The sequence below is a fragment of the Kolteria novifilia genome (assembly GCA_007748055.1).
Taxonomy (GTDB): domain Bacteria; phylum Planctomycetota; class Planctomycetia; order Kolteriales; family Kolteriaceae; genus Kolteria; species Kolteria novifilia.
Genome location: CP036279.1, coordinates 7,168,516 through 7,189,040, shown reverse-complemented (window position 1 = coordinate 7,189,040; position 20,525 = coordinate 7,168,516). Strand labels below are relative to the sequence as shown.

14 protein-coding genes are annotated in these 20,525 nt (G+C 61.5%); 5 read left to right on the top strand and 9 right to left on the bottom strand.

All coding sequences use genetic code 11. From position 1 onward, the window contains the following. Positions 1 to 18 precede the first annotated feature (18 nt). The 5 genes from Pan216_RS26370 to Pan216_RS26350 all read left to right on the top strand — a co-directional run bounded on the left by Pan216_RS26370 (position 19) and on the right by Pan216_RS26350 (position 9,288). Positions 19 to 1,005: a FliH/SctL family protein gene (locus Pan216_RS26370; protein WP_419193026.1), complete on the top strand. Its 987-nt coding sequence runs from the start codon at positions 19 to 21 to the stop codon at positions 1,003 to 1,005. A 184-nt stretch (positions 1,006 to 1,189) separates the two neighbouring features. Further along, positions 1,190 to 3,769, top strand: coding sequence for a M1 family metallopeptidase (locus Pan216_RS26365; RefSeq protein WP_145262952.1), 2,580 nt, complete (start codon positions 1,190 to 1,192; stop codon positions 3,767 to 3,769). 298 nt (positions 3,770 to 4,067) lie between these two features. Next, entirely contained in the window at positions 4,068 to 5,549 is a 1,482-nt protein-coding gene (gene glgA / locus Pan216_RS26360; protein ID WP_145262950.1) for a glycogen synthase GlgA, read from the top strand. Positions 5,550 to 5,600: 51 nt separating this feature from the next. Next, positions 5,601 to 6,686 carry a galactose-1-phosphate uridylyltransferase gene (locus tag Pan216_RS26355; RefSeq protein WP_419193025.1) on the top strand — a complete coding sequence of 362 codons (1,086 nt, stop codon included), beginning with the start codon at positions 5,601 to 5,603 and terminating at the stop codon, positions 6,684 to 6,686. 430 nt (positions 6,687 to 7,116) lie between these two features. Beyond that, positions 7,117 to 9,288 (top strand): alpha-amylase/4-alpha-glucanotransferase domain-containing protein, encoded by a 2,172-nt coding sequence (locus Pan216_RS26350; RefSeq protein ID WP_145262946.1) that lies wholly within the window; start codon positions 7,117 to 7,119, stop codon positions 9,286 to 9,288. 261 nt (positions 9,289 to 9,549) lie between these two features. Here the strand turns inward: Pan216_RS26350 and Pan216_RS26345 are convergent, their stop codons facing one another. The 9 genes from Pan216_RS26345 to Pan216_RS26305 all read right to left on the bottom strand — a co-directional run bounded on the left by Pan216_RS26345 (position 9,550) and on the right by Pan216_RS26305 (position 19,962). Next, the gene (locus tag Pan216_RS26345; protein ID WP_145262944.1) at positions 9,550 to 10,533 is read right to left on the bottom strand and encodes an NAD-dependent epimerase/dehydratase family protein; all 984 of its coding nucleotides are present in this window, start codon (positions 10,531 to 10,533) and stop codon (positions 9,550 to 9,552) included. Between the two features lie 191 nt (positions 10,534 to 10,724). Continuing rightward, entirely contained in the window at positions 10,725 to 11,618 is an 894-nt protein-coding gene (locus tag Pan216_RS26340; RefSeq protein ID WP_145262942.1) for an HDOD domain-containing protein, read from the bottom strand. A gap of 79 nt (positions 11,619 to 11,697) precedes the next feature. Continuing rightward, positions 11,698 to 12,462 (bottom strand): tetratricopeptide repeat protein, encoded by a 765-nt coding sequence (locus Pan216_RS26335; protein WP_419193024.1) that lies wholly within the window; start codon positions 12,460 to 12,462, stop codon positions 11,698 to 11,700. Between the two features lie 116 nt (positions 12,463 to 12,578). Next, the gene (locus Pan216_RS26330) at positions 12,579 to 13,928 is read right to left on the bottom strand and encodes an ATPase (protein ID WP_145262938.1); all 1,350 of its coding nucleotides are present in this window, start codon (positions 13,926 to 13,928) and stop codon (positions 12,579 to 12,581) included. A gap of 386 nt (positions 13,929 to 14,314) precedes the next feature. After that, positions 14,315 to 14,989, bottom strand: coding sequence for a hypothetical protein (locus tag Pan216_RS26325; RefSeq protein ID WP_145262936.1), 675 nt, complete (start codon positions 14,987 to 14,989; stop codon positions 14,315 to 14,317). Between the two features lie 126 nt (positions 14,990 to 15,115). Further along, the gene (locus Pan216_RS26320) at positions 15,116 to 16,078 is read right to left on the bottom strand and encodes a type II secretion system F family protein (protein WP_145262934.1); all 963 of its coding nucleotides are present in this window, start codon (positions 16,076 to 16,078) and stop codon (positions 15,116 to 15,118) included. A 37-nt stretch (positions 16,079 to 16,115) separates the two neighbouring features. Then, positions 16,116 to 17,081 carry a type II secretion system F family protein gene (locus tag Pan216_RS26315; RefSeq protein WP_145262933.1) on the bottom strand — a complete coding sequence of 322 codons (966 nt, stop codon included), beginning with the start codon at positions 17,079 to 17,081 and terminating at the stop codon, positions 16,116 to 16,118. A 216-nt stretch (positions 17,082 to 17,297) separates the two neighbouring features. Then, positions 17,298 to 18,638 carry a TadA family conjugal transfer-associated ATPase gene (locus Pan216_RS26310; RefSeq protein WP_145262931.1) on the bottom strand — a complete coding sequence of 447 codons (1,341 nt, stop codon included), beginning with the start codon at positions 18,636 to 18,638 and terminating at the stop codon, positions 17,298 to 17,300. Between the two features lie 127 nt (positions 18,639 to 18,765). After that, positions 18,766 to 19,962, bottom strand: a complete 1,197-nt coding sequence (locus Pan216_RS26305) for a CpaE/TadZ family protein (protein ID WP_145262928.1) — start codon at positions 19,960 to 19,962, stop codon at positions 18,766 to 18,768. Positions 19,963 to 20,525 lie beyond the last annotated feature (563 nt).

Below are 20,525 nucleotides of genomic sequence, written 5' to 3'. Positions count from 1 at the left end.
GGAGCAATCGGGGGCACGATGTCCGGACAACCACGGGTGATCAAGGCGGGACAACTGCCGAACGTCCGCGCCGCTCAATTCAATACCGTCGACACCCTCGAAGAACTCCAGCGCCAGCTCGATCAGGCTCGCGCTCAGGTGGAGGCCTACAAGAAAGACGCCCACGCCGAGATCCAGAAGCTCTACGACCGGGTCAACAAGGAGGCATGGGACAAAGGGTACAAGGACGGGTTCGAGAAGGGGAGCGACGAAGCGCGTCAAAAGGGGGAGGCCGAACATCAGTCGAAGGTCGAGTCGGACGTCAACGAACGCCTCGAAACCACCACCCAATCCCTCCGGCAGGCCATCGACCAGTTCGCCGCCGAACGCGGCAAAGTCCATAAGGCTTGGCTCGGCGAGTGGGAACAGACCGCCCTTCGCTTCGTCACCGAGATGGCACGCAAGGTCGTTCGCCGGGAACTCCAGGATCCCTCCGGCATCGCACGGCAGGCCCTCGCCGAGGCGATTCGCTCCATCGGCTCCGGATCCCAAGTCGTGATTCACCTCTCCCCTCGCGATGCCGAAACGCTCGACATGAGCAGTGAGGACTTTCGCCTCCTCAATCGGGGCATCGACAAAGTCCGCATCGTCACCGACCCGCGCATGACGCCTGGTGGCTGTTTGGTGCAAACGGAGTACGGCGAAATCGACGCGACCATCGAAACCCAGCTCCGACGCATCGAGGAGGAACTTCTCGGCAACCCCGAGGATGACGACGAGAGTGCCGAGGAAGAGGCCGTTCCTCCGACGGAATCCGCCGAGTCCTCCAGCGAGGAACCGGAGCAAGAGGAAGATCCCATCGTCGTGACCAACCACGAGACCAGCGCGAGTGATGTCGGCCCATCGGGACAGGACGAAGAACCCTCTCCGCCCGAGGAGCGAACGGGAGTCTCCACCGAGGAACTCGAAGAGGCGCTCCGCCGCCGGCCCAATTCCCAAGATGACCAGCCACCCATCCTCACTTGAGCGAGGGGTCCGAACCTCTCGGACCTTCAATGCCTCGCGTCATTGTCGAGCCCTGTTCACGCCAGCCCCGACCCTGGAGGGTCTCCCATTTCTTTCGGAGAGCCGATCTCAAGGCGGAATAGGGGCGGGCGGTTTGCTTATGATGTCCTGATCAGTGATTGCCGCATCAACTAAGGAGCGCGCGATGCCGTTGGCACGCCAGGGAAGCCTCTGGGTGATTCTCGTCGTCGTTGGGACGATCGTCGGCGAGGAGAAAACGCCCTACCGCACGGCGGCCGATCGGCCGATCGACGTGAAGCACATTCGCTTGGACCTGGAGGTCTTCCTTGAAGATCGCAAGATCGCCGGCGACGCGACGATCACCTTCGCTCCTCTTCGAAGCGTGCGATCGGTCCGTTTCGACGCCGTCGACCATGTGGTCGAATCGGTTCGGGACGCGAAGACGAAGAAGGATCTCTCCTTCGAGAACACCGGCAAGCAGATCGTGGTCGATTTCGGCGAACCGCTTCCCGTTGGCGAGGAGTTCTCGCTGATCATCGACTACGCGGTTCGTGAACCGAAGGCGGGGCTTTATTTTTTCGGCCCAAGCGAGAAGGAGCCCGACGAACCGCTCATGGTCTGGAGCCAGGGAGAGCCGATCTCCAATCGCCACTGGTTCCCATCGCTCGACCATCCCAACGAACGTCAGACGACCGAGATTTTGGCGACGGTGCCCGAGGGAATCGAGGTTCTTTCCAACGGCCGACTCGTCAGTCGCGATAAGCTCGGTGACAAGAGGAGAGTTCGTTACCACTGGAAGCAGAGCAAGCCCCATGTCGCTTACCTCGTGACCCTGGTGGCCGGTCGATTCAACGTTGGCCGAACTCAGTGGCGCGGCATCCCAGTCACTTTCTATGTTCCTCCCGATCGGCAGGCGGACATCGAACGGACCTTTGGCCGCACGACGAAGATGCTCGACTTTTTCAGCGAGCGGTTTGGGATCGACTATCCCTGGGAGAAGTATGCTCAAGTCGTCGTCCACGACTTCATCGCCGGGGGGATGGAGAACACCAGTGCGACGACGCTCTACGATCGAGTGATGCATGATGAGCGGGCGATGCTCGACAGTTCCCCCGACTGGTTGATCGCCCATGAACTCGGCCATCAATGGTGGGGCGATCTCGTCACGTGCAAGGATTGGTCGCATCTTTGGCTCAACGAGGGGTTCGCGACGCTGTGCGAACTGCTTTGGAGCGAGGAGGCCGAGGGGCAGGACGAGTACCTCTATTCGCTGCTGCGGAAGAGCCGAGCGGCGCGTGGCGGAGGTGGCGTGAAGACCCGCCCGATCGTCGATCGTCACTATCGCAACCCACGCAGCATGTTCGATGCCCGAGCCTATCCGAAGGGGGCTTGGGTGCTGCACATGCTCCGCCACCTTCTGGGGGACGACGCGTTCTTCGAGGCGGTGGCGAGCTACGGCAACGAGTACCGCTACCGTACGGCCGAGACCGCCGACTTCCGCCGGTCGCTCGAGCGATCGACGGGCCGGTCCCTCGAACGGTTCTTCTACGACTGGACCCAGCGTCCCGGTCATCCGGAACTCGAAGTCGAGAGCAAGTACCTGCCGGAGGATCGACTCGTTCAAGTCGACGTGAAGCAGACTCAAGAGGGCGAGCCCTTTCAGTTCCCGTTGACCTTCGAGCTGAGAACCGACTCGAGCGACGCGAGCCGGCGGCTCACTCATCAGATCACCGAGAAGGAGGTGCGATTCTTTCTTCCCGCGGCGAAGGCGCCGACGATGATCCTGGTCGATCCCGACGTCGCGCTGCTCGCGGATCTCAAGGAGATCAAGTCGAACGATCTGTGGAAGAAACAAGCTCTCGAGGGTCCGAGCGTGGTCGATCGCATTCGAGCGGTCGAACACTTCGCCGAGAGCAAGTCTCCCGCCGACGTGGAACTGCTGACGGAGGTGCTCAAGAACGACTCTTTCCAGGGTGTGCGGTCGGAAGCGGCGGCGGCTCTCGCGAAAGTGGGCGGGGAGACCGCGAGCGAAGCCCTCATCGCCGCCCTCGAGGATGATCACCCGAAAGTCCGACGCTCGGCGGCGAAGGCACTAGGTGACTTCGTCGGCAATGACGAGGTGGTCGCCGCTCTTAGTAAGGCGATGAAGAAGGGCGACAAGAGCTACTTCGTCGAGGCGGAGCTGTTGGAAGCCTTTGTCAATTGCCAGCGGTTTCCGGAGATCCGCCCACTGACGGATGCCCTGGGTAAGACGTCCCATGGGGAGGTCATTCGTCGGGCGGCGCTGCGTGGGCTCGGCAAGTCGCGCGATCCGATCGCCCTGGATGTCTTGCTCGAATGGTCTTCTCAGGGGAAACCGAATCGCTGCCGGGTCGAGGCGTTGCGAGCGCTTGCGAACTACCTTCGGCACGCCGACATCGAGGAGAAAGAGAAGAAGCTCGCCCTCGACGCGATCGCGGGAGCGCTGAACGAAGGGGGCCCGCGCGTTCGGGGGGCGGCGATCGAAACGCTCCGCGATCTCGGACGGGAGTCGCGGCCCGCGCTGCCGGTGTTGGCGTCGCTCGCGAAGCAGGATCCGGACACCCGGGTGCGCGAGCTGGCGGAGAAGTCGCTGGCGAAAATTAAGGCGGAGACGCCGGTGCCCGTGGAGTTGGGGGAGCTCCAGGAGGAACTCGAGAAACTTCGCAAGGGCAACAAACTCCTCACCGAGCGGCTTGAGAAGCTCGAGTCGAAGAGCCTCGATCCCCTCACCGAGACGAAGTAGCCTGTGGCACTGGGCGCCCCGTGGCTGTCATAGCCGTCACAATGGGAAGACTCCTTTCCCCAATCGGGAAGGAACGATCTCCCGCCGGGCTGTCTCCCTGGCCAGATCGTCCGCCGATCGGATAACATGACGCCACTGATGTGTCGGACCGGAGGCTTTCCCGCGGGGAGAGTCGGACTCGTCCTCGCCTTGTGGAAAGGCCGATCAGTAGCCGAGCCTATCCGCGTTGGGGGCCTACCTTCCGCGACGCGTGGCTCGGTCGTGACGGATCGCATCGACGCCCAACCAGAGGCATTGAATGGACATCGTCTTCGTTGCCTCCGAAGCCGTTCCCTACGCGAAGACGGGCGGGCTGGCGGATGTGGTCGGGGCTCTCCCGGCGAGCTTGGCCAAGCTGGGCCATCAAGTCACGATCATCCTTCCCTGCTTTCGCTCCTGTCGCCCGTTTATCCGCTTCCCGAGTTTTCAGCCGACGGTCGACGTCAATGTCGGGGAACGCCGTGTCGAAGGGGTGATCAAGCAGGCCGAGTCGACGCACGAAGGCGTTCGCGTCTTGCTTGTCGATCAGCCCTCCTATTTCGACCGGGCGGGGCTCTACGTCGACGAGCACGGGCAGGACTACTCGGACAATTGCGAGCGATTCACCTTCTTTTGCCGGGCGGCGTTCGCGGCGATGGAGGCCTTCGACCTCAACGTCGACTGCGTGCACGCGCACGATTGGCACACCGGGTTGCTGCCGGTCATCCTGCAACACGAGGTGCGCCACGTGGAGCGATTCGCGCGGACCGGGTCGATCTTCACCATCCACAACATCGCGTTCCAAGGTCTCTTCGACCGTCGCCAGTGGTACATCACCCGACTGGATGACTCGCTGTTGACGAGCGACCGACTCGAGTACTTTGGTCGGTTCTCCTTCATGAAGGGGGGCATCGTCTTCAGCGACGTGATCTCCACGGTCAGCCGCCGCTACGCGCAGGAGATTCAGGAACTCGAGTTCGGCGGCGGACTCGATCCCCTGCTCCGCCACCGCGCCGATCGACTCACGGGCATTCCCAACGGGATCGACTTCGCGTCTTGGGATCCCGCGAACGATCCCCACGTCCCGGTCGGGTTCGATCGCGAGACGTGGAAAGTCGGCAAGCGGGAATCGCGGCGCGTGCTTCGGGAGGAACTCGGGCTCGAGCAGCGGGAAGAGACCCCACTCCTGGGCATCGTCAGTCGGTTAACCGATCAGAAGGGGATCGACCTGCTGGCCTCGACCATTCGGGAACTCCTTTCCCAGGACCTCCAGTTGGTCATCTTGGGGACGGGCGACCACCACTACGAGAGCCTCTTCGGTCGACTCTCGCAGCAATTCTCGCGACAGCTCAGCGCGCGGTTGCGTTTCGACGAAGGGCTTGCGCGACGGATCTACGCGGGTGCGGACATGCTGCTGATGCCGAGCCTTTTTGAGCCTTGCGGGCTTAGCCAACTCTACAGCCTTCGCTATGGGACCGTGCCGATCGTCCGAGCGGTGGGTGGCCTCTACGACACCGTGGTGGACGCGACACCCGCGACGATTCGCGACCGGACCGCCACGGGTTTTCATTTCGATCACTACACGCCGGAAGCCTTTCTCTCGGCAATCCGTCGGGCGACCGGAGTGTTCCGCAACCAAGCGACGTGGGCCAGGCTCGTGGAGCAAGGAATGTCCCAGGACTGGTCTTGGCAGAAGAGTGCGAAACAATACGTCGAGCTTTATCGGCGAGCGACCTTCCTCGCCGGTGCCCGTTCGCGATAGTCTGTCTACGTCGCGCGGCGACACGGAACTGCCTTGGGCGGGAAGATCGACTTGAAGCCAACAGACGACCGGTCCCATCCGGAGTATCGCCGCGATCCCCTCACCGGGCAGATCGTCATCATCGCTCGGCAGCGAGCCCATCGCCCGATGTCTCGCTTTCCGAGCGACGACGAAGACCTTCCCAGCGGCGATTGCCCCTTTTGCGAAGGGCGCGAAACGATGACTCCACCGGAGGTCTTCGCCATCCGCCCCGAGGGAGGGGCCCGCGACAGTGTCGGTTGGCAAGTTCGCGTCGTTCCCAACAAGTACCCGGCGTTGATGGTCGGCGCGGGAGAAACGCCCTCGTGGAGCGAGCACTCCGGTCACCTCGGCGACTTGCTCCAGGATGACGCTCTACCGGGAGTCGGTCATCACGAGGTGGTGATCGAATGCCCCGACCACGCGTCGAGCTATCACCGCCACGGCGATGCTCAGGCGGGGGCCGTCTTTCTGGCCTATCGCGAGCGGCTCCGCTGCTTCGCCCGCAAGGAGGGGATCGCGAGCGCCATCGTCTTCAAGAACTCCGGTCGATCGGCGGGAGCCAGTCAGCCCCACGCTCATTCCCAGATCATCGCGATGCCGCTCGTCCCTCCGATTCTCGAACGTGAGTGGCGAGGATGCGACGACTATTGGCGAGAGAACGGGCGTCACTATTTCGCCAACCTTCTCGACGCCGAACGGAGCCACGGAGAACGCATTGTCGAGGCGACGGACGACTTCGTCGCTTGGTGCCCCTACGCGAGTCGGTTCCCCTACGAGTTGTGCGTCTGTCCACGCGAGGAACAAGCTCGCTACGACGAGGCGAGCGACCATCAGGTCGAGGCGTTGGGAGCCTTGATGCGACGATTGATGCTCGCGATGGACAATGCCCTCGGTTCGGTCGCGTTCAACTATTTTCTGCACACGGCTTCACTCGATTCCCCCAACGTGGACGGAGTTCCAGCCGGTTTTCGCTGGCATCTCGAGATCACGCCGCGTCTGGAAGGGCTGGCCGGCTTCGAGATCGGTAGCGGGATGTACATCAACCCCGTTCCTCCCGACATGGCGGCGCGCGATTGGCGACGGTACATGCCCGCCGCGGACGGAGCAACGTCGTAGGTTCCTGATCGACTCGTTGCCCAAAACCCTCTTGCGGGCCATGCCCATGCTTGCCGTGGGCATGTTGAAGAGACCCATGCTTGCCGTGGGCATGTTGAAGAGGCCCATGCTCGCCGTGGGCATGCGGGAAATGCCTCTGATTGGGCACTCTCCCGCACGATCTGAGAACCGAGATTTCATGGAACGAACTTGCCAATCAAGACACCAGCGGACCGTTCCGTTCGGCGACTTCGCGATCGTCATTACCGCGACTACCTACCTAGATTTCCCCGATGGCTCAGCCGGCTGCTAAGACACGTCGGTCCTCCCGATCTTATCAGCCGTACATAGGCCCTCAGTCCGCCCAGAGACGCGAGTGGCCTTGCCAGCGTCACGACTGAGGTTAGAGTTGATGGCGGTCCCTCGCGCCTCGCTTTCCGGGAAATCGCCAATGTCCAATGTTCGCTTCGCGTTCGTGCTCCACAACCATCAGCCGGTCGGCAACTTCGACGGCGTTTTCGAAGCGGCATTCCAGGAGAGCTACCTACCCTTTCTCGAGGTCATTGAGGAGTTCGAGGACATCCCGATCAGCCTGCATACCTCGGGGAGTCTGCTCGAATGGCTGGTGGCCCACAAACCGGAGTACATCGATCGGGTGCGAGAACTCGTCGGGCGAGGGCAAGTCGAGATCCTCGGGGGCGGCTTCTATGAACCGATCATGACGATGATCCCCTCGCGCGATCGTCAGGGCCAGATCCGTGGCTACTCGGACTATCTCGAGCATCTCTTCGAGCAGAAGATTCGCGGGATGTGGATTCCCGAGCGCGTTTGGGAGGCCTCGTTGGTCAGTGACATCGTCTCCTCCGAGATCGAGTTCACGGTGCTCGACGACTTCCACTTCCGTAAGGCGGGCGTGCCACCCGAAACGCTGACCGGCTACTTCACCACCGAAGACGATGGCAGCGTCCTGGGCGTTTTCCCTGGCAGCGAGCCGATGCGCTACATGATTCCTTTCCACGAGATCGATCATGTGCTCGGCCACTTGCGGCACGTCGGCGAACAGCGGGACGACGCGCTGGTCGTCTTTGCCGACGACGGCGAGAAGTTCGGCAGTTGGCCGGGAACCTACGATCACGTCTACAAGTACGGCTGGATCCGCAGGTTCCTCGAGGCGCTGCGCGAGAATCGGGATTGGCTCACGCCTTGCACGCTTGGGCAAGCGTTCGACGAGCTCGAACCGCGTGGCGGCGTCTACCTTCCCGCCGCGAGTTATCGGGAGATGACCGAGTGGGCCCTGCCGACCGATCGTCGGCCCGAGTACGAACAACTTCGCACCGAGCTGGAGCACTCCGGCCGAGGCGACCAAGCCAACGACTTTCTCCACGGCGGTTTCTGGCGCAACTTCAAGGCCAAGTACCCCGAGACACGTGACATGTACGCGCGGATGATGGAGGTCAGCCGGCGATTGAACGACATCTGCGTTCGCAACCCGTCGGCGCTGGCGGACCATCGCCTCTACGAGGCCCGGCGGGAGCTCTTCCGAGGACAATGCAACTGTCCCTATTGGCACGGCTCATTCGGAGGGCTCTACCTTCCTCACTTGCGCGGGGCGGTTTATGGCCACCTGATCAATGCCGACAACCAGCTCGACGCGTTCGAGCGCGGCGCCAGGGCCGAATACGCGGAGGTCGCGGCCGCCGACTTCAACTTTGACGGCAAGCCGGAGGTACGGCTCTTCTCCGACCGGCTGGTCGCCATGTTCACGCCTCATGACGGCGGGCATCTCTACGGCTTGGACGTGCGCGCGATCGCGACCGCTCTGGGAGCGGCGGTCGCGCGTCGCCCGGAGCCCTACCACCAGAAGATCCGCGAGGGGCTCTCCGCTCACTCGGGGGATGGGCTTCAGGCCAAGCAGGAGGGGCTTGATCGCTGCCTGATCTACGACGATCACCAGCGTCACTCACTCATCGAGCGTTTCCTCGAGGCCCCGGTCGACGCGGACCATTTGCGGCTTGGCGAGTTCCAGGAACTGGGCGAGTTCTCGACCGGTGACTATCGCTACGCGACCAGCCGGAGCGGAGAGAGCGTACTGCTGACCATGTCGCACACGGGGCGACTTGGCGCGCGTTCGGTGACGGTGGGCAAGACGATTACGCTCACCGCCGGAAGCTCGGACCTCGCCATTCGGTATCGGCTTTCCGACTTGCCGCTCGAACGCCCCGCTCACTTCGCGGTGGAGTTCAATATCGCCGCGCTCGCGGGAGGAGCGGACGATCGCTACTATCGCGACGCCCAGGGGACGCGGCTTGGCCGACTCGATGAGCACGTCGATCTCGACGCGACCTTGGGGATTGACCTGGTCGACGAGTGGCTCGGGATCGAGGCGATGATCCGTGGCAGCGAATCGGCGCGTGTCGCGGCGTATCCCGTGCAGAGCGTCAGCCAATCGGAGGGGGGCTACGAGTTGGTCCATCAGGCCGCGTGCGTCGTGCCGACGTGGACGATTCCCGCCGGCACCGGCGAGTGGGAGGTCGAGCTCGTCATGACGTTCGACGTGAGCCGAGCGGAGAAGAGTGGGCGGATCGATTCGCTCGACGCGCAACCCTCTTCCGCGACGACGTAAGTCGACGGCACGTCGTCGCGATCCGTCGCACCGGGGGCTTCTTGCTCTCGCTGAAATGGCCGCACTGATCGTCAAACACCGAACGTTTCGCCCGAACCGGTGGCTGGCGCGACGACGTCGCGCGAACGGTTCTTGCACGCACGCGGCGCCAATGTGTATATTGAGCGTGGCCAGTCGATTGATCCTGACGGTTCCGCTTGTGGCTGGCCTGTGCAAGCGGTAGTGGGCGAACCGTCGGGGTCTTTTCACCTCTACTCCCTTCTACTCCTTCCATTCCGTCTTCAACCATTCCACGGTGTCGTGAAGTGATTCCTCGGGCGAGCGGCAGACGAGCCCCAGATCGCGACCAGCCTTGGTGTAGTCGAAGTGCCAGCAATGCGATGCGAGACGGACGTCGCCGACGCCGACGTAGATCTTCTTTCCCTGGATTCCGTAGTAGACCCTTCCGAGGGGGGCGATCCCCATCGCCAACCAGGGGGGGATGCGGAATCGCGGGGCGCGGTGGCCGGTCAACTTGGCCAGAATCGCGTGATATTCATGGAGGGCGAGGTTCGTTCCGCCGAGGATGTAGCGTTCGCCCGGCGTTCCCTTTTCCATCGCCGCGACCAACCCCGAGACGATGTCCCGCGCGTCGGTGTAGCACATTCCTCCCTTGGTGAGCCCGAACCAGACTTGTCCCTTCAGGAAGGAGACGATCGTGCGGGCGCTGGAGAGATACTTGTCGCCCGGGCCTCCGAAAAAGGTCGGGTTGCAGATGACCACGGGCAGGCCGCGCGACGCGTATTCGAGGGCGACCTTCTCCGCGCGGTACTTGCTTTGGGGATAGGGAAGCTGAAGCCCTTCGCCGGTGCCGAAGTCCTCTTCGTTGAGCGGCTTGGTGGGGTCGCTGGTCGCGCCGATGGTGCTGACGCTCGAGACGTGAACGACGCGGCTCACCCCCGCGCGCTCGGCGGCGCTCATGACGTGGCGCGTTCCCTGCTCGTTGACCGCGAGGAGTTCCTTGCGGCGCCAGGGGTGAAAATCGACCCGCCCCGCGACGTGAAAGATGCGTTCGACGTCCTTGGTCGCGTCCTCGACGGACGCCGCGTCGGTCAGATCGCCGCGCGCCACCTCGACCCGCGAGGTGTCGAAACTGGCGTTGGTCGGTTCGGACCGGCACAAGATCCGGACACGCTTTTCCTGACTGAGCAATTCGTTCACAAGCTGGCCGCCGAGGAAGCCCGTCGCGCCCGTCACTAGATCCATCGTCTCTCCACGTCTTCGTCACCGCGAGGTGTCCACGTCCTGTCTCGGAGACATGGTATGAGCGCGCGTGGGGAAGGGACACGAGGAGGCGTTTGAGGGCGGGATCGCGTGTTGGGCAAACCGCGACATTGACCGCGCGCGTGCGCACGGAACCGAATGGCTGAGTCGGCGGCGAATCGATCAACGGGTTGTCAGACGGTGACTTCCGCGTCGACGACGACGAGGGCTTCGGCCTCATCCATCGCCTCGATCATGACGGCGGTCGCGAAGACGGAAGGGTCGAGTTCGTCGATCGCTTGCCAACGATTGCGGAGCAGGATCCAGCCGGGGTTGTTCGACAAGTCGATCCCCTCGACGGTGCGATGCTCCTCCATGAAGTTGGCCATCTCCTCGCCGATCGACACGATGGAACAGAGGATCGAATACTTCGGGGCCCGATCGGGATGATGGTGGTATTGAATTGCTTCGACCATCTCCTCGGAGAGGTTCCACATGTTGGCAAGCCACGACCCGAGATCAGTGTGGTTGAAGCCGAGCAGGCTCTCTTCGTCCTGCAGGAGTATCCCTTCGTCGAGTGACTCGCGTTCGGAGAGCTTGCAGAAGACATCGGGATAGCCGACCGCGAGCATGATTCGGCCCAGATCGTGCGCCAGTCCCGAGGAGAATTCCTCGCCATTGAAGTCGAACCCAAGCTTCTCGTTGATGTGGCGACAGAGCACCGCGGTCAGCGCGGAGTGCCTCCAGAGCCGATCGCGCTCTTCCTGCTGGTCCTTCGGCATCCAACGAAAGACGCTTCGGACGCTGACGGCGAGGATCATGTTCTGCGTTTCGCGCAACCCCAAGCGCGTGATCGCCATCGTCAGGTTGCTGATCCGGGAATTCCCCGCGTAGTAGGAGCTGTTGACGAGCTTGAGCAAGCTCGTCGCGAGGGCGGGATCGGACTCGATGACGCGAGCGAAGTCGCTGATGGTGCACTTGGGATCGTTGGCGATCGCCAACGCCCGCGTCGCGGCCTGGGGGAGCGTCGGGATGGTTCCAAGTTTTCGAAACTTTTCGACGAAGATTCCCGCAGATACTGGAGACATAGCGCGTCGCGTTCCTTCAGTTGATGTTTCGCTGGTGAACTATCCCGCGGGGGGAAACGCTATTTCTACCTCCACTATATCATCGGGTTTGCGTCGGTGCGCCGGGTCTCGCTCCAATCTGGCTGACATGCCTGGGATCGGTTCCCGTCATCCGCGAGAGCATCTCCGAGGCGAGAGAGTTTTCTGGATCACACTCGAGGGACCCCTTCAAGTGTTCCACGCACTCGCGATCGCGTCCGTGGCTGTAGCAGAAGCCGGCGATTCGGTAGTGGGCCTCCCCGGGGCTGAAGATGTCGGCGTAAAGCTCAAAGGCTTGGCGTTCCTTGCCTTGCATCGCCAAGACCCCGGCCAAGTTCGACTTGAAGAGGACCCGCGTCGGGTCTCCCTCGATCGCCTTCTCCATCTCTTCACTCGCTTTGTCGTACTCGCCCAACTTGCTGTGCGCGACCCCTAGCTCGTTCCAGAAGTCAGGCGTCTGCTCGCACTTTCTCTCCGCTTTGCGAAGAATCGCGAGCGCCTGCTTGGGCTCATTTTTTCTCTCATACAAGCGGGCTAGGCTCAAGTATGCAGGCAGGAAGCTCTCGTCCTTCTCGATCGCTTCCTCGAAGAGGGGCTCGGCGACGGTGTAGTGCTCGCTGGCGAGCTGAAGGTTGCCGAAATCAACGAGCATCTTCGGCGTCCGTTTGTCGCGGAAACGATCGAAGATACTGACGATCTCCTCGTCGGGCTCGGCGGATTCGTACTGGCTGCGCGTCGGCAGCAGCTTACAGCCCGACAGGCTCGCCACGATCAGCAGCGAGCAAATGATCTCGGTAGGTAGTGAAGCGCGAATCATGCTTCGCATCGATGATCTCCCCATCATCATTCCGCGAGTGTGGCTGCGATGGCGGAGGGCGAAGCTCGGTCAATGGGTGTGAAGCGATCCGCAAGACGGCTTGCCCGCGAGTCTCCTCGCGAGCGTTAGAATTCGGCGATGAACTGGCGTGCCGCCAATTCGATGAGCTCACGCGTCAGGTGTGGTTTCTCCTCCCTGAATCGGCAGATCGACACCACGATCTCCAGCAAATCGCGGCAATCGCTCGGACGCGCGAGCCGACCGTCATTGTAATAGCGTTCGTAGAGGAACTCGATCGCTTCGGGGCATTCGTTGAGCCGTAACCGCTTGCAGTTGAGATTGAAAATCTGGATGTAGAGATCCTTCGAGGGAGCGTCGACGCTGAACTTGTGGCGGATACGGCGAAGGAACGCGTCATCGACGAGATCGGCGGGGTCCATATTCGTCGAGAAAATGATCAGTTGCTCGAAGGGAACCATCACCTTCTTGCCCGAGGCCAGGGTCAGGAAGTCGTGACGGTCTTCGAGTGGCAAAATCCAACGATTGAGCAGCTCGCGGGGACTGCACAATTGGCGGCCGAAGTCGTCGACCATGAAGATGCCGCCGTTGGCTTTGATGTGCAGCGGAGCTTGGTAGACGTTCGCGTTGCTCGAATAGCGCAAGTCGAGCATGTCGAGGGTCAGTTCGCCCGCGACGATGATGACCGGCCGGCGGATCTTGACCCAGCGCGGATCGGGCGTGTCCTCGTTGAGTAGGCGCTTGACGAGCGCTTGGGCGTTCGGGCCGACGTCGGCGGCGTCGTCCTCGATCGGGCGATGGACGATCGGGTCGAAGAGCGTGACCACGCCATCCTCGGCCATCAGGGCGTGGGGAATGTAGATCTCGCCGCCCGAGTTGTTCATGTACTCGCCGACGGCGCGGGAGAGACTCGTCTTGCCGGTACCCGGCGGACCGTAGATGAAGACCGCTTTGCCGCTGACGATCGCCGGCCCGATCGTGTCGATCAAGTCATCGCTGACGATGAGGTGCGAAAAGGCGTTGCGCAAGCCCTCGGTGTTCATCGGAATACCGGTGACGACCTGCTTGTAGCACTGCTCGACGTAGCGTTCCATTGGCACGGGGGCCGGGCCGATGTAGGAGCAATGGGCCATCGCGTCGCGTGCGCGCTGCCGGCCGAGGTCGGTGAGCAGAAAGCGGTACGATGCGGTCCCGATCAAGTCGCCGCCGCTGATCTCGACGCACTTTTGATCCTTGAGGAAGAGAAGCGACTCCTCCAAGATCCGGAAGGAGATCGCCAGTTCGCGCGAGAGCTCGATCCCCATGAGGGTACCACGAGCGAGTAGGGTCTTGAGGATGAGGTCGGTGAGAAAGCCGGCGTTGAGGCCGGTCTCTTCCATGTTTTGAGGAGCGACGGGCGCCTCGGGCGTGAATAGATCGCCTGTTGATTCCTCTTCGTAGAGTTGAGCCCGTTCCACTTGGTCGCTCCCGAGATGCCGATTGCTTGCTCGCGTCGTCGTTGATCGCCCGACGTCGTCACCGGACGTGATCTCCCGCGCGGCGGATGTGGCCACTTCGGGAAGTTGAAAGTGCTCGCCGAGGCTGTGCCGCGAACCGAACCCCTTCGCGCGATCGACTCCATTATACTTCAGGACAAGATGACAAAGGACGCCTACTCGGGGCGAATCTGAACTCCACGCGATTGGCGTTCGATCGTGATCGGTCGAGCATCGAGTCCGGGCGGGAGTGGTTGGTCGCGCTTCTCCTCTCCAAGAACGCGACGATCCCGCCAAGGAATGTCTCCTTGGCGAGATCGCGATGGTTGTTAATGGACGCGTCTTGTCGGGACGCGATAGGCAAACGCTTACTGAGCGCCGCCGAAGAAGTCCTTCTTGATGGCGCCTTCGTAGACGGGCGGTCCCGCACCCGGGCCGATCATCTTCTCGATGTTCTTGGGTGCCTCACGTCCGAAGAGTCCGGCGGGACGGCGGTTCACGATGGAGACCTGCCAGTCGAGAGGCTCCAGGGAGCGCGTGCGGGCGAAGTCGACGACCGCTTGAGCACGCTTGGAGTCGAGTTCCGGATCGAAAGAGGTTTCGAGGAAGAGCTGCGGAATGACGTAGGGCTTGCGACGACTCAAGTACGTGAGGCGCGCCTCGCCGGCCGAGTTGAGTTGGCTTTCCTTGCCCTCTTGGGTGCTGAAGTAGTGCTTCCAGACGGTCTGCTCGACCTCGATGCCGTTGATCATTTGCTGGCCAAGCGGAGCGTTGACGCGCCGGGCCGCCTCGCGAGCATATTGCTCGGGCCAACAGTGGTCGGAGTGAAGCTGCTCCCAGTCGAAATCCTTCAGGCTCTTGTGCCACTTGTCGCGGCCGCAGCCATTGCAGGAGGAGCAATCGTCCTCGAAGCATCCATCGGCGCACTCGACGGCGCCGCACTCATCACAGTCCTTCTTGGGGAGAACCTTGCAGCCAGCCGCGAGAAAGGTCACGCCTAGAGTGACCCCCGCGATGCCGCCCCAGCGCATTACTGCCTTCATGACGGTATCCTTTCCATCCGGCAGACGGCCCTTCATGGCCTCTTGCCTTGAAGGGGATCCTAGGATCGTACCTCGATTGACCCGCTTGCGGCGCGTCGGTACCCGAGGGACGCCGACGGCTCGCGCTTACTTGTTCAGCATGCGGTCCGCGATCTGGATAGCCGCGGGACCGACCAGGACGACGAAGATCGCGGGAAAGATGAACAACACCAAGGGGAAGATCAACTTTACCGCGGTCATGGCCGCCTTTTCCTCGGCCATCTGTCGGCGACGCGTCCGCATCGAGTCACTTTGGACCCGCAGCGCCTGCGCAATGCTCGATCCGAAGCGGTCGGCTTGGATCAAGATCGCCGCCAATGCCTTCATGTCGTCAACGCCGGTGCGAACACCCAAGTCGTGCAGCACCTCTCGTCGGGGGCGTCCCATTTGAAGCTGGAAGTTGCAAATGGAAAACTCCTCACTAATGATCGGAAAGGTGCTACCCATTTCTTCGCAAACTTTTCGCATTGCCGCATCCAACCCAAGTCCCGCCTCGACGCAAACGACCATCAGATCAAGGGCATCGGGCAATCCGAGAAAGATTTGTTCCTTGCGTGTATTGACCCGCCACGTCACCAAGAGAGTCGGAATGTAGAAGAAAATCCCCGTGAGCAGCACCATGTAGAGGATGCCGTTCATCGAGAATCCGTAGCTCGGATAGATGGTGATTCCGGCAACCGCCGCCCCGACGAGAAGGGAGACGAGCCGCATGGCGTTGTAGACGGTGACGGCGTTTTCCGACCGCCAGCCGCCGTGCGCCAGCTTCATCTTGAGGTTATTTTCTTCCTTTTCGGAAGCTTGGAGCGGCTTGGCCAGCGCCGGCGCGGCTCGCTCGAGGAGATCCTGAAACCGGTCCGGGGTTCCCCCAAGACCCGACGCGCCGTCGGGGGAGGAGAGCTTTCCGATTCGATCGAGCCGTTCCTCGGTCTTGCCGTCACGCTGTGAAACGATGCTGAAGATGACGTAAATGATCGCGACGATCGACAACGCCACGAGTACCGGCACGATCTCTCGCGCTCCCAGAGCGGCAAAGATCAAGAAGGTGGACATGCTTGGATTCTCCCTCGCAGGCGGGGTCTGGTGCCGCTTAGACCTTGATGTTGACGATTTTCCGGATCAAGAGGGCACCGAAGATCATCGAAATGATCGCGAAGACGGACATCTTCTGGCCCATCGGGTGCGTCCAGAGCAGACGAATGTAGGTCGGGCTGATTTGCATCATCAGCAGCAATAGGCCGAACGGCAGCGCGAGAAGGACCACACCGCTAAGGCGGCCTTCGCCAGTGAGTGCCTTGACCATGCCCATGATCTTGAACCGCTCGCGGATGACATAGCCGATCTTGTCGAGGATTTCGGCCAAGTCACCACCGGTTTGCCGCTGGATGATGACCGCGGTGACAAAGAACCGCAGATCGAGATTCGGAACCCGCTCGGCGAGGTTGCGCATCGCTTGCTCAATGCTGATGCCGAGATTCTGTTCTTCCCAGACGCGTCCGAACTCCTTGGCGATCGGATCGGGCATCTCCTCGGAGACGACGTGCATGCCCGCCGCGAGACTGTGGCCGGCGCGAAGGGCGCGGGCGACCAGTTCCAGTCCCTCGCAGAGTTGCGCCCCGAATTTCGCCAAGCGGCGTTTGCGCATGAAGAAGACGAAGCCGAGCGGCATAAAGGCGCAAATGGCACCCGATAGGATCGAGGTGATGATCGGAAGCCGAACGATCGCCGGAGCCAAGGCCCCCAGGCCGGTGATGCCGGCGGTGATGAGCCAGAACTGCGACGGGGAAATCTTCAGGTCCGCTTGTTCGAAGACGCGGCCGAGATCGGGAAGACTGGGAAGGATGCGTTCGACGATGCTTCGTTCGTCGTCGGGGAACATCGGCTCCTTGAGGATCCCGCTCGACTCGAGCGTCGGCGTGCGGTTGGCCGCCATGCGTCCGAGTCGCTCGTCGAGATTTCGGCTACCGGCGTACTCGCGGTAGAAGAAGAAGCCGGCGAAAATCAGCGAGACGACCCCGACGGCCACGATCAGGGAGACGATGAACAGTGGATCCATGGTTCTCGTTCTTCTTAAGCAACCGCAATCATCCGTGAGTGACGAAGCCGGAGGTCCCTTTCTGGCTTCCACATAGAGCCTAGGTCATAAGTGCCGCAGGGAGCAAAAATTGAGTCCACCGGCTCGATTCAACCGGGTGGAAGCACGTCTCGATTTGCGGATTCTGCGGGCTCCGCCTGCCTTCACGCGGTGAGGCCGGGGAGAGGTTGGCCCTCGTCAGTCGCGAAGCAGGACGCGCTCGGCGAAGAGGTTCGGGGGCAAACGAATGCCCGAGGCCTCGAGCTTGGGCATGAACGAGGGGCGGACGCCGCACGACTCGAACTGCCCGAACGCCTTGCCTTCCTGATCGATCCCGAGTTGCCGATAGCGGAAGACTTCCTGCATGATGACGGTATCTTGCTCGAGATTCATCACTTCGGTGACGGAAGTGACCTTTCGTGGACCGCCTTGAAGCCGGTTGACCTGAATAATCATGTCGACGGCACTCGCGAACTGTTGCCGGATCGCCTTCATCGGCAGTTCGACCCCACCCATGAGGACAAGTGTTTCGATACGCGAGGTGGCGTCGCGAGGGGAGTTGGCGTGGATCGTCGTCATCGAGCCTTCGTGGCCGGTGTTCATGGCCTGGATCATGTCGAGCGTTTCGGGACCACGACACTCACCAATGATCACCCGGTCGGGACGCATCCGGAGGGCGTTTTTGACGAGCGAGCGGGCTGGAATCGCCCCCTTTCCCTCAATGTTCGGCGGGCGGGTTTCGAGACGGACAATATGTTCCTGCTGAAGTTGGAGCTCGGCCGAGTCTTCGATCGTGATGATCCGTTCCCCGTCGGGGACGAAGCTCGACAACGTGTTGAGTAGCGTCGTTTTACCGGAACCGGTACCGCCGGAGATGATGATGTTGAGCTTCGCCTTGATGGAGGCTTCGAAGAGCATCGCCATTTCAGGCGTAAAGGCCTTGAAGCGAAGCAGGTCCTGCAGCATCAGCGGCTTGGAACCGAATCGCCGAATCGAGACCGCCGCGCCGTCGAGCGCCAGCGGGGGAATGATCGCGTTGACACGCGAGCCATCTTGCAGGCGGGCGTCACACATCGGCGAGGTTTCGTCGATTCGGCGGCCCACTTTGGACACAATTCGGTCGATAATCTGCAAAAGATGCTGAGAATCGCGAAATTTCACGTCACTTAGGACGAGTTTTCCCGCCCGTTCGACAAAAATCCTCTCGGGACCGTTGATCAGGATTTCCGTGATCTGCTCGTCGCGAAGCAGCGCCTCGAGCGGTCCGAGCCCGAACGTCTCATTGAGCACCTCGTCGATGAGACGCTGCCGCTCCATCCGGTTGAGCAGCGGGTTTTCCGTATCGCAGAGATGTTCAACGACGATCCGGATTTCACGGCGGAGCGTATCGCTGTCGAGATCGCTGACCTTGCTGAGGTCCAGCTTGTCGACCAGCTTCGAGTGGATGAGCTGTTTGAGCTCGTCGAATCCCTTTCCGCTCTGTTGATTGCGCTGGGACAGGCGGCTTGGGGGTTGAGGGAGCTTACCCAGAGATGACATACACGCTCCTCCGACGAGGCTGATCGTTGCGCTCGGAAAGCGACGAGAGGACGGATCGTCGCTCAGAAGACAAGCACGCACCGGTGGCGTCCCCGTCACTCTATCCAATATGCCTCAGATTTGTCGGTTAGTCATGACTGAAGAAGAAGAAACCCTTACGTTCCTTCGGTTTGGCCGGAGCCACGAACTCTTCACCCGACTCCAGAGAAGCCGTCATCGAGACGACCGATTGGTGAATTCTCGACTTGGGAGCATGCTCAAAGAGCGGCACGCCGTTGTTGCGCGACGCCATCATTGTCCGCGCGTCATTGGGGATCTGGAAAGCGATCGGCCGACCGATCGTCTCCTCGGCGCGCTGAATCCCGATCTCGTTCTCGTCCGAGCCGACGCGGTTGGCGACGACTTGGACTTTGTCCCCCAGGCCCTCGATCTCGTTGAGCAGCAACATCAGCCGCACGACATTTCGAAGGTTGCTCACGTCGAGCTGCGTCACCAGGAGCACCGCGTCGGAAAGATGCATCGCCGCCATGTCGATCGCGTGAAAGCCCTTGCTCAAGTCGAGAATGACGTGGGAGAAGGACATCTTCAGGAGAGAAATGACTCGTGTGATGTGGTCCTGTTGAATCAGCCCGGCGTCCTCGATCTTGACCGGGTGCGGCAGCAAGTACAGTCCCGAGGGGTGCATACTCAGCGATCGCTTGAGAAGCTGCAAGTCGATCCGGTCGATGTTCTCCGCGACATCAGCGAGGGTGTAATCGGGAATGATGTCCAAGCAGACATCCGCATCCCCCATCGCCAAGTCGAGATCGACCAGGACGACGCTGTTTTCCGGTTGCAGCGCCAGACAGCAGCCAATGTTGACCGCCATGCTCGTTGCGCCGACGCCGCCGCGCGCTCCGCAGACCGCGTAGACCCGCGTCGACTCCTCGTCCGATCCTTCCCTGCCCGCGCGAGCGCCGCGAAGCCGGCTCAGGGCGCCGAGCATCTCCTCGAATTGCAGCGGTAGCCCGACGAACTCCTTCGCGCCCAGACGCATGACTTGCAGGATGAACTGACCGTCGGTACGTCCGCTGGCCACGACGACGTCCAATTCCGGTTGATTGAGCATCAACTGCTGAACGAGTCGCAGCCCTTGGTCGGGATCCTGGTCGATGGTGATGATGGCGACATCGGGGACGTTTTGGGCGATGACGTCGCTAAAAAACTCGTAGTGAGCGCACTCGGCTTCTAGGTAGACGCTCTCGACTCCGAGCAGCGTATCGCGCAGAACCGTTCTGGTCTCATCCGAGGGATCGACAATAGCTACGCGTTGTACAGCAGCCATGAACTCACCGAGGGGTGTCGCGGCGACGAGGCGCCGCTTGCTGATTGCGCAAAAGGAAAATCGCGTGCCGCGTCGACTTCGGCCGCGATTCTCTCACGGGTCTCCCGAAAACCCGCATCCGTTATTTCGTATTGCCAAGGTCGCGTCAAGCGCGTCGTCACCGACGACTCAAGATTGGCGGGCCCGACCATACCGGTTCTGTCGAGCTTCGCGACAACGAAGGCTGAAACCTAAGAACGTCCGTTCCGCGATGATCGCGGATCGCCTCTCGCCAATTCCGCGCTCCTGGATCTGCCCTATTGTATCACACGCGCAGCGACCCGGAAGGGAGAACGTACCGGCGGACCCCCCCAGCCGATCCTGTTTCGCGTCCGCTCTAGGTTGGGTTGTAACGATTTGCGCCAAGCTGTCGAGTCGGCGAACCAGCGGATCCAGGGGACTTCTCGCGTTGGCGCGCTTTCCGAAATTTATCCCCGAGCCGATGGGAACTTTCCGCTGGGAATCGGGCCGGACCGCGTTCACGATGGATAGTTCCCATAGGGGCTGGGGGAAATGACTCAATA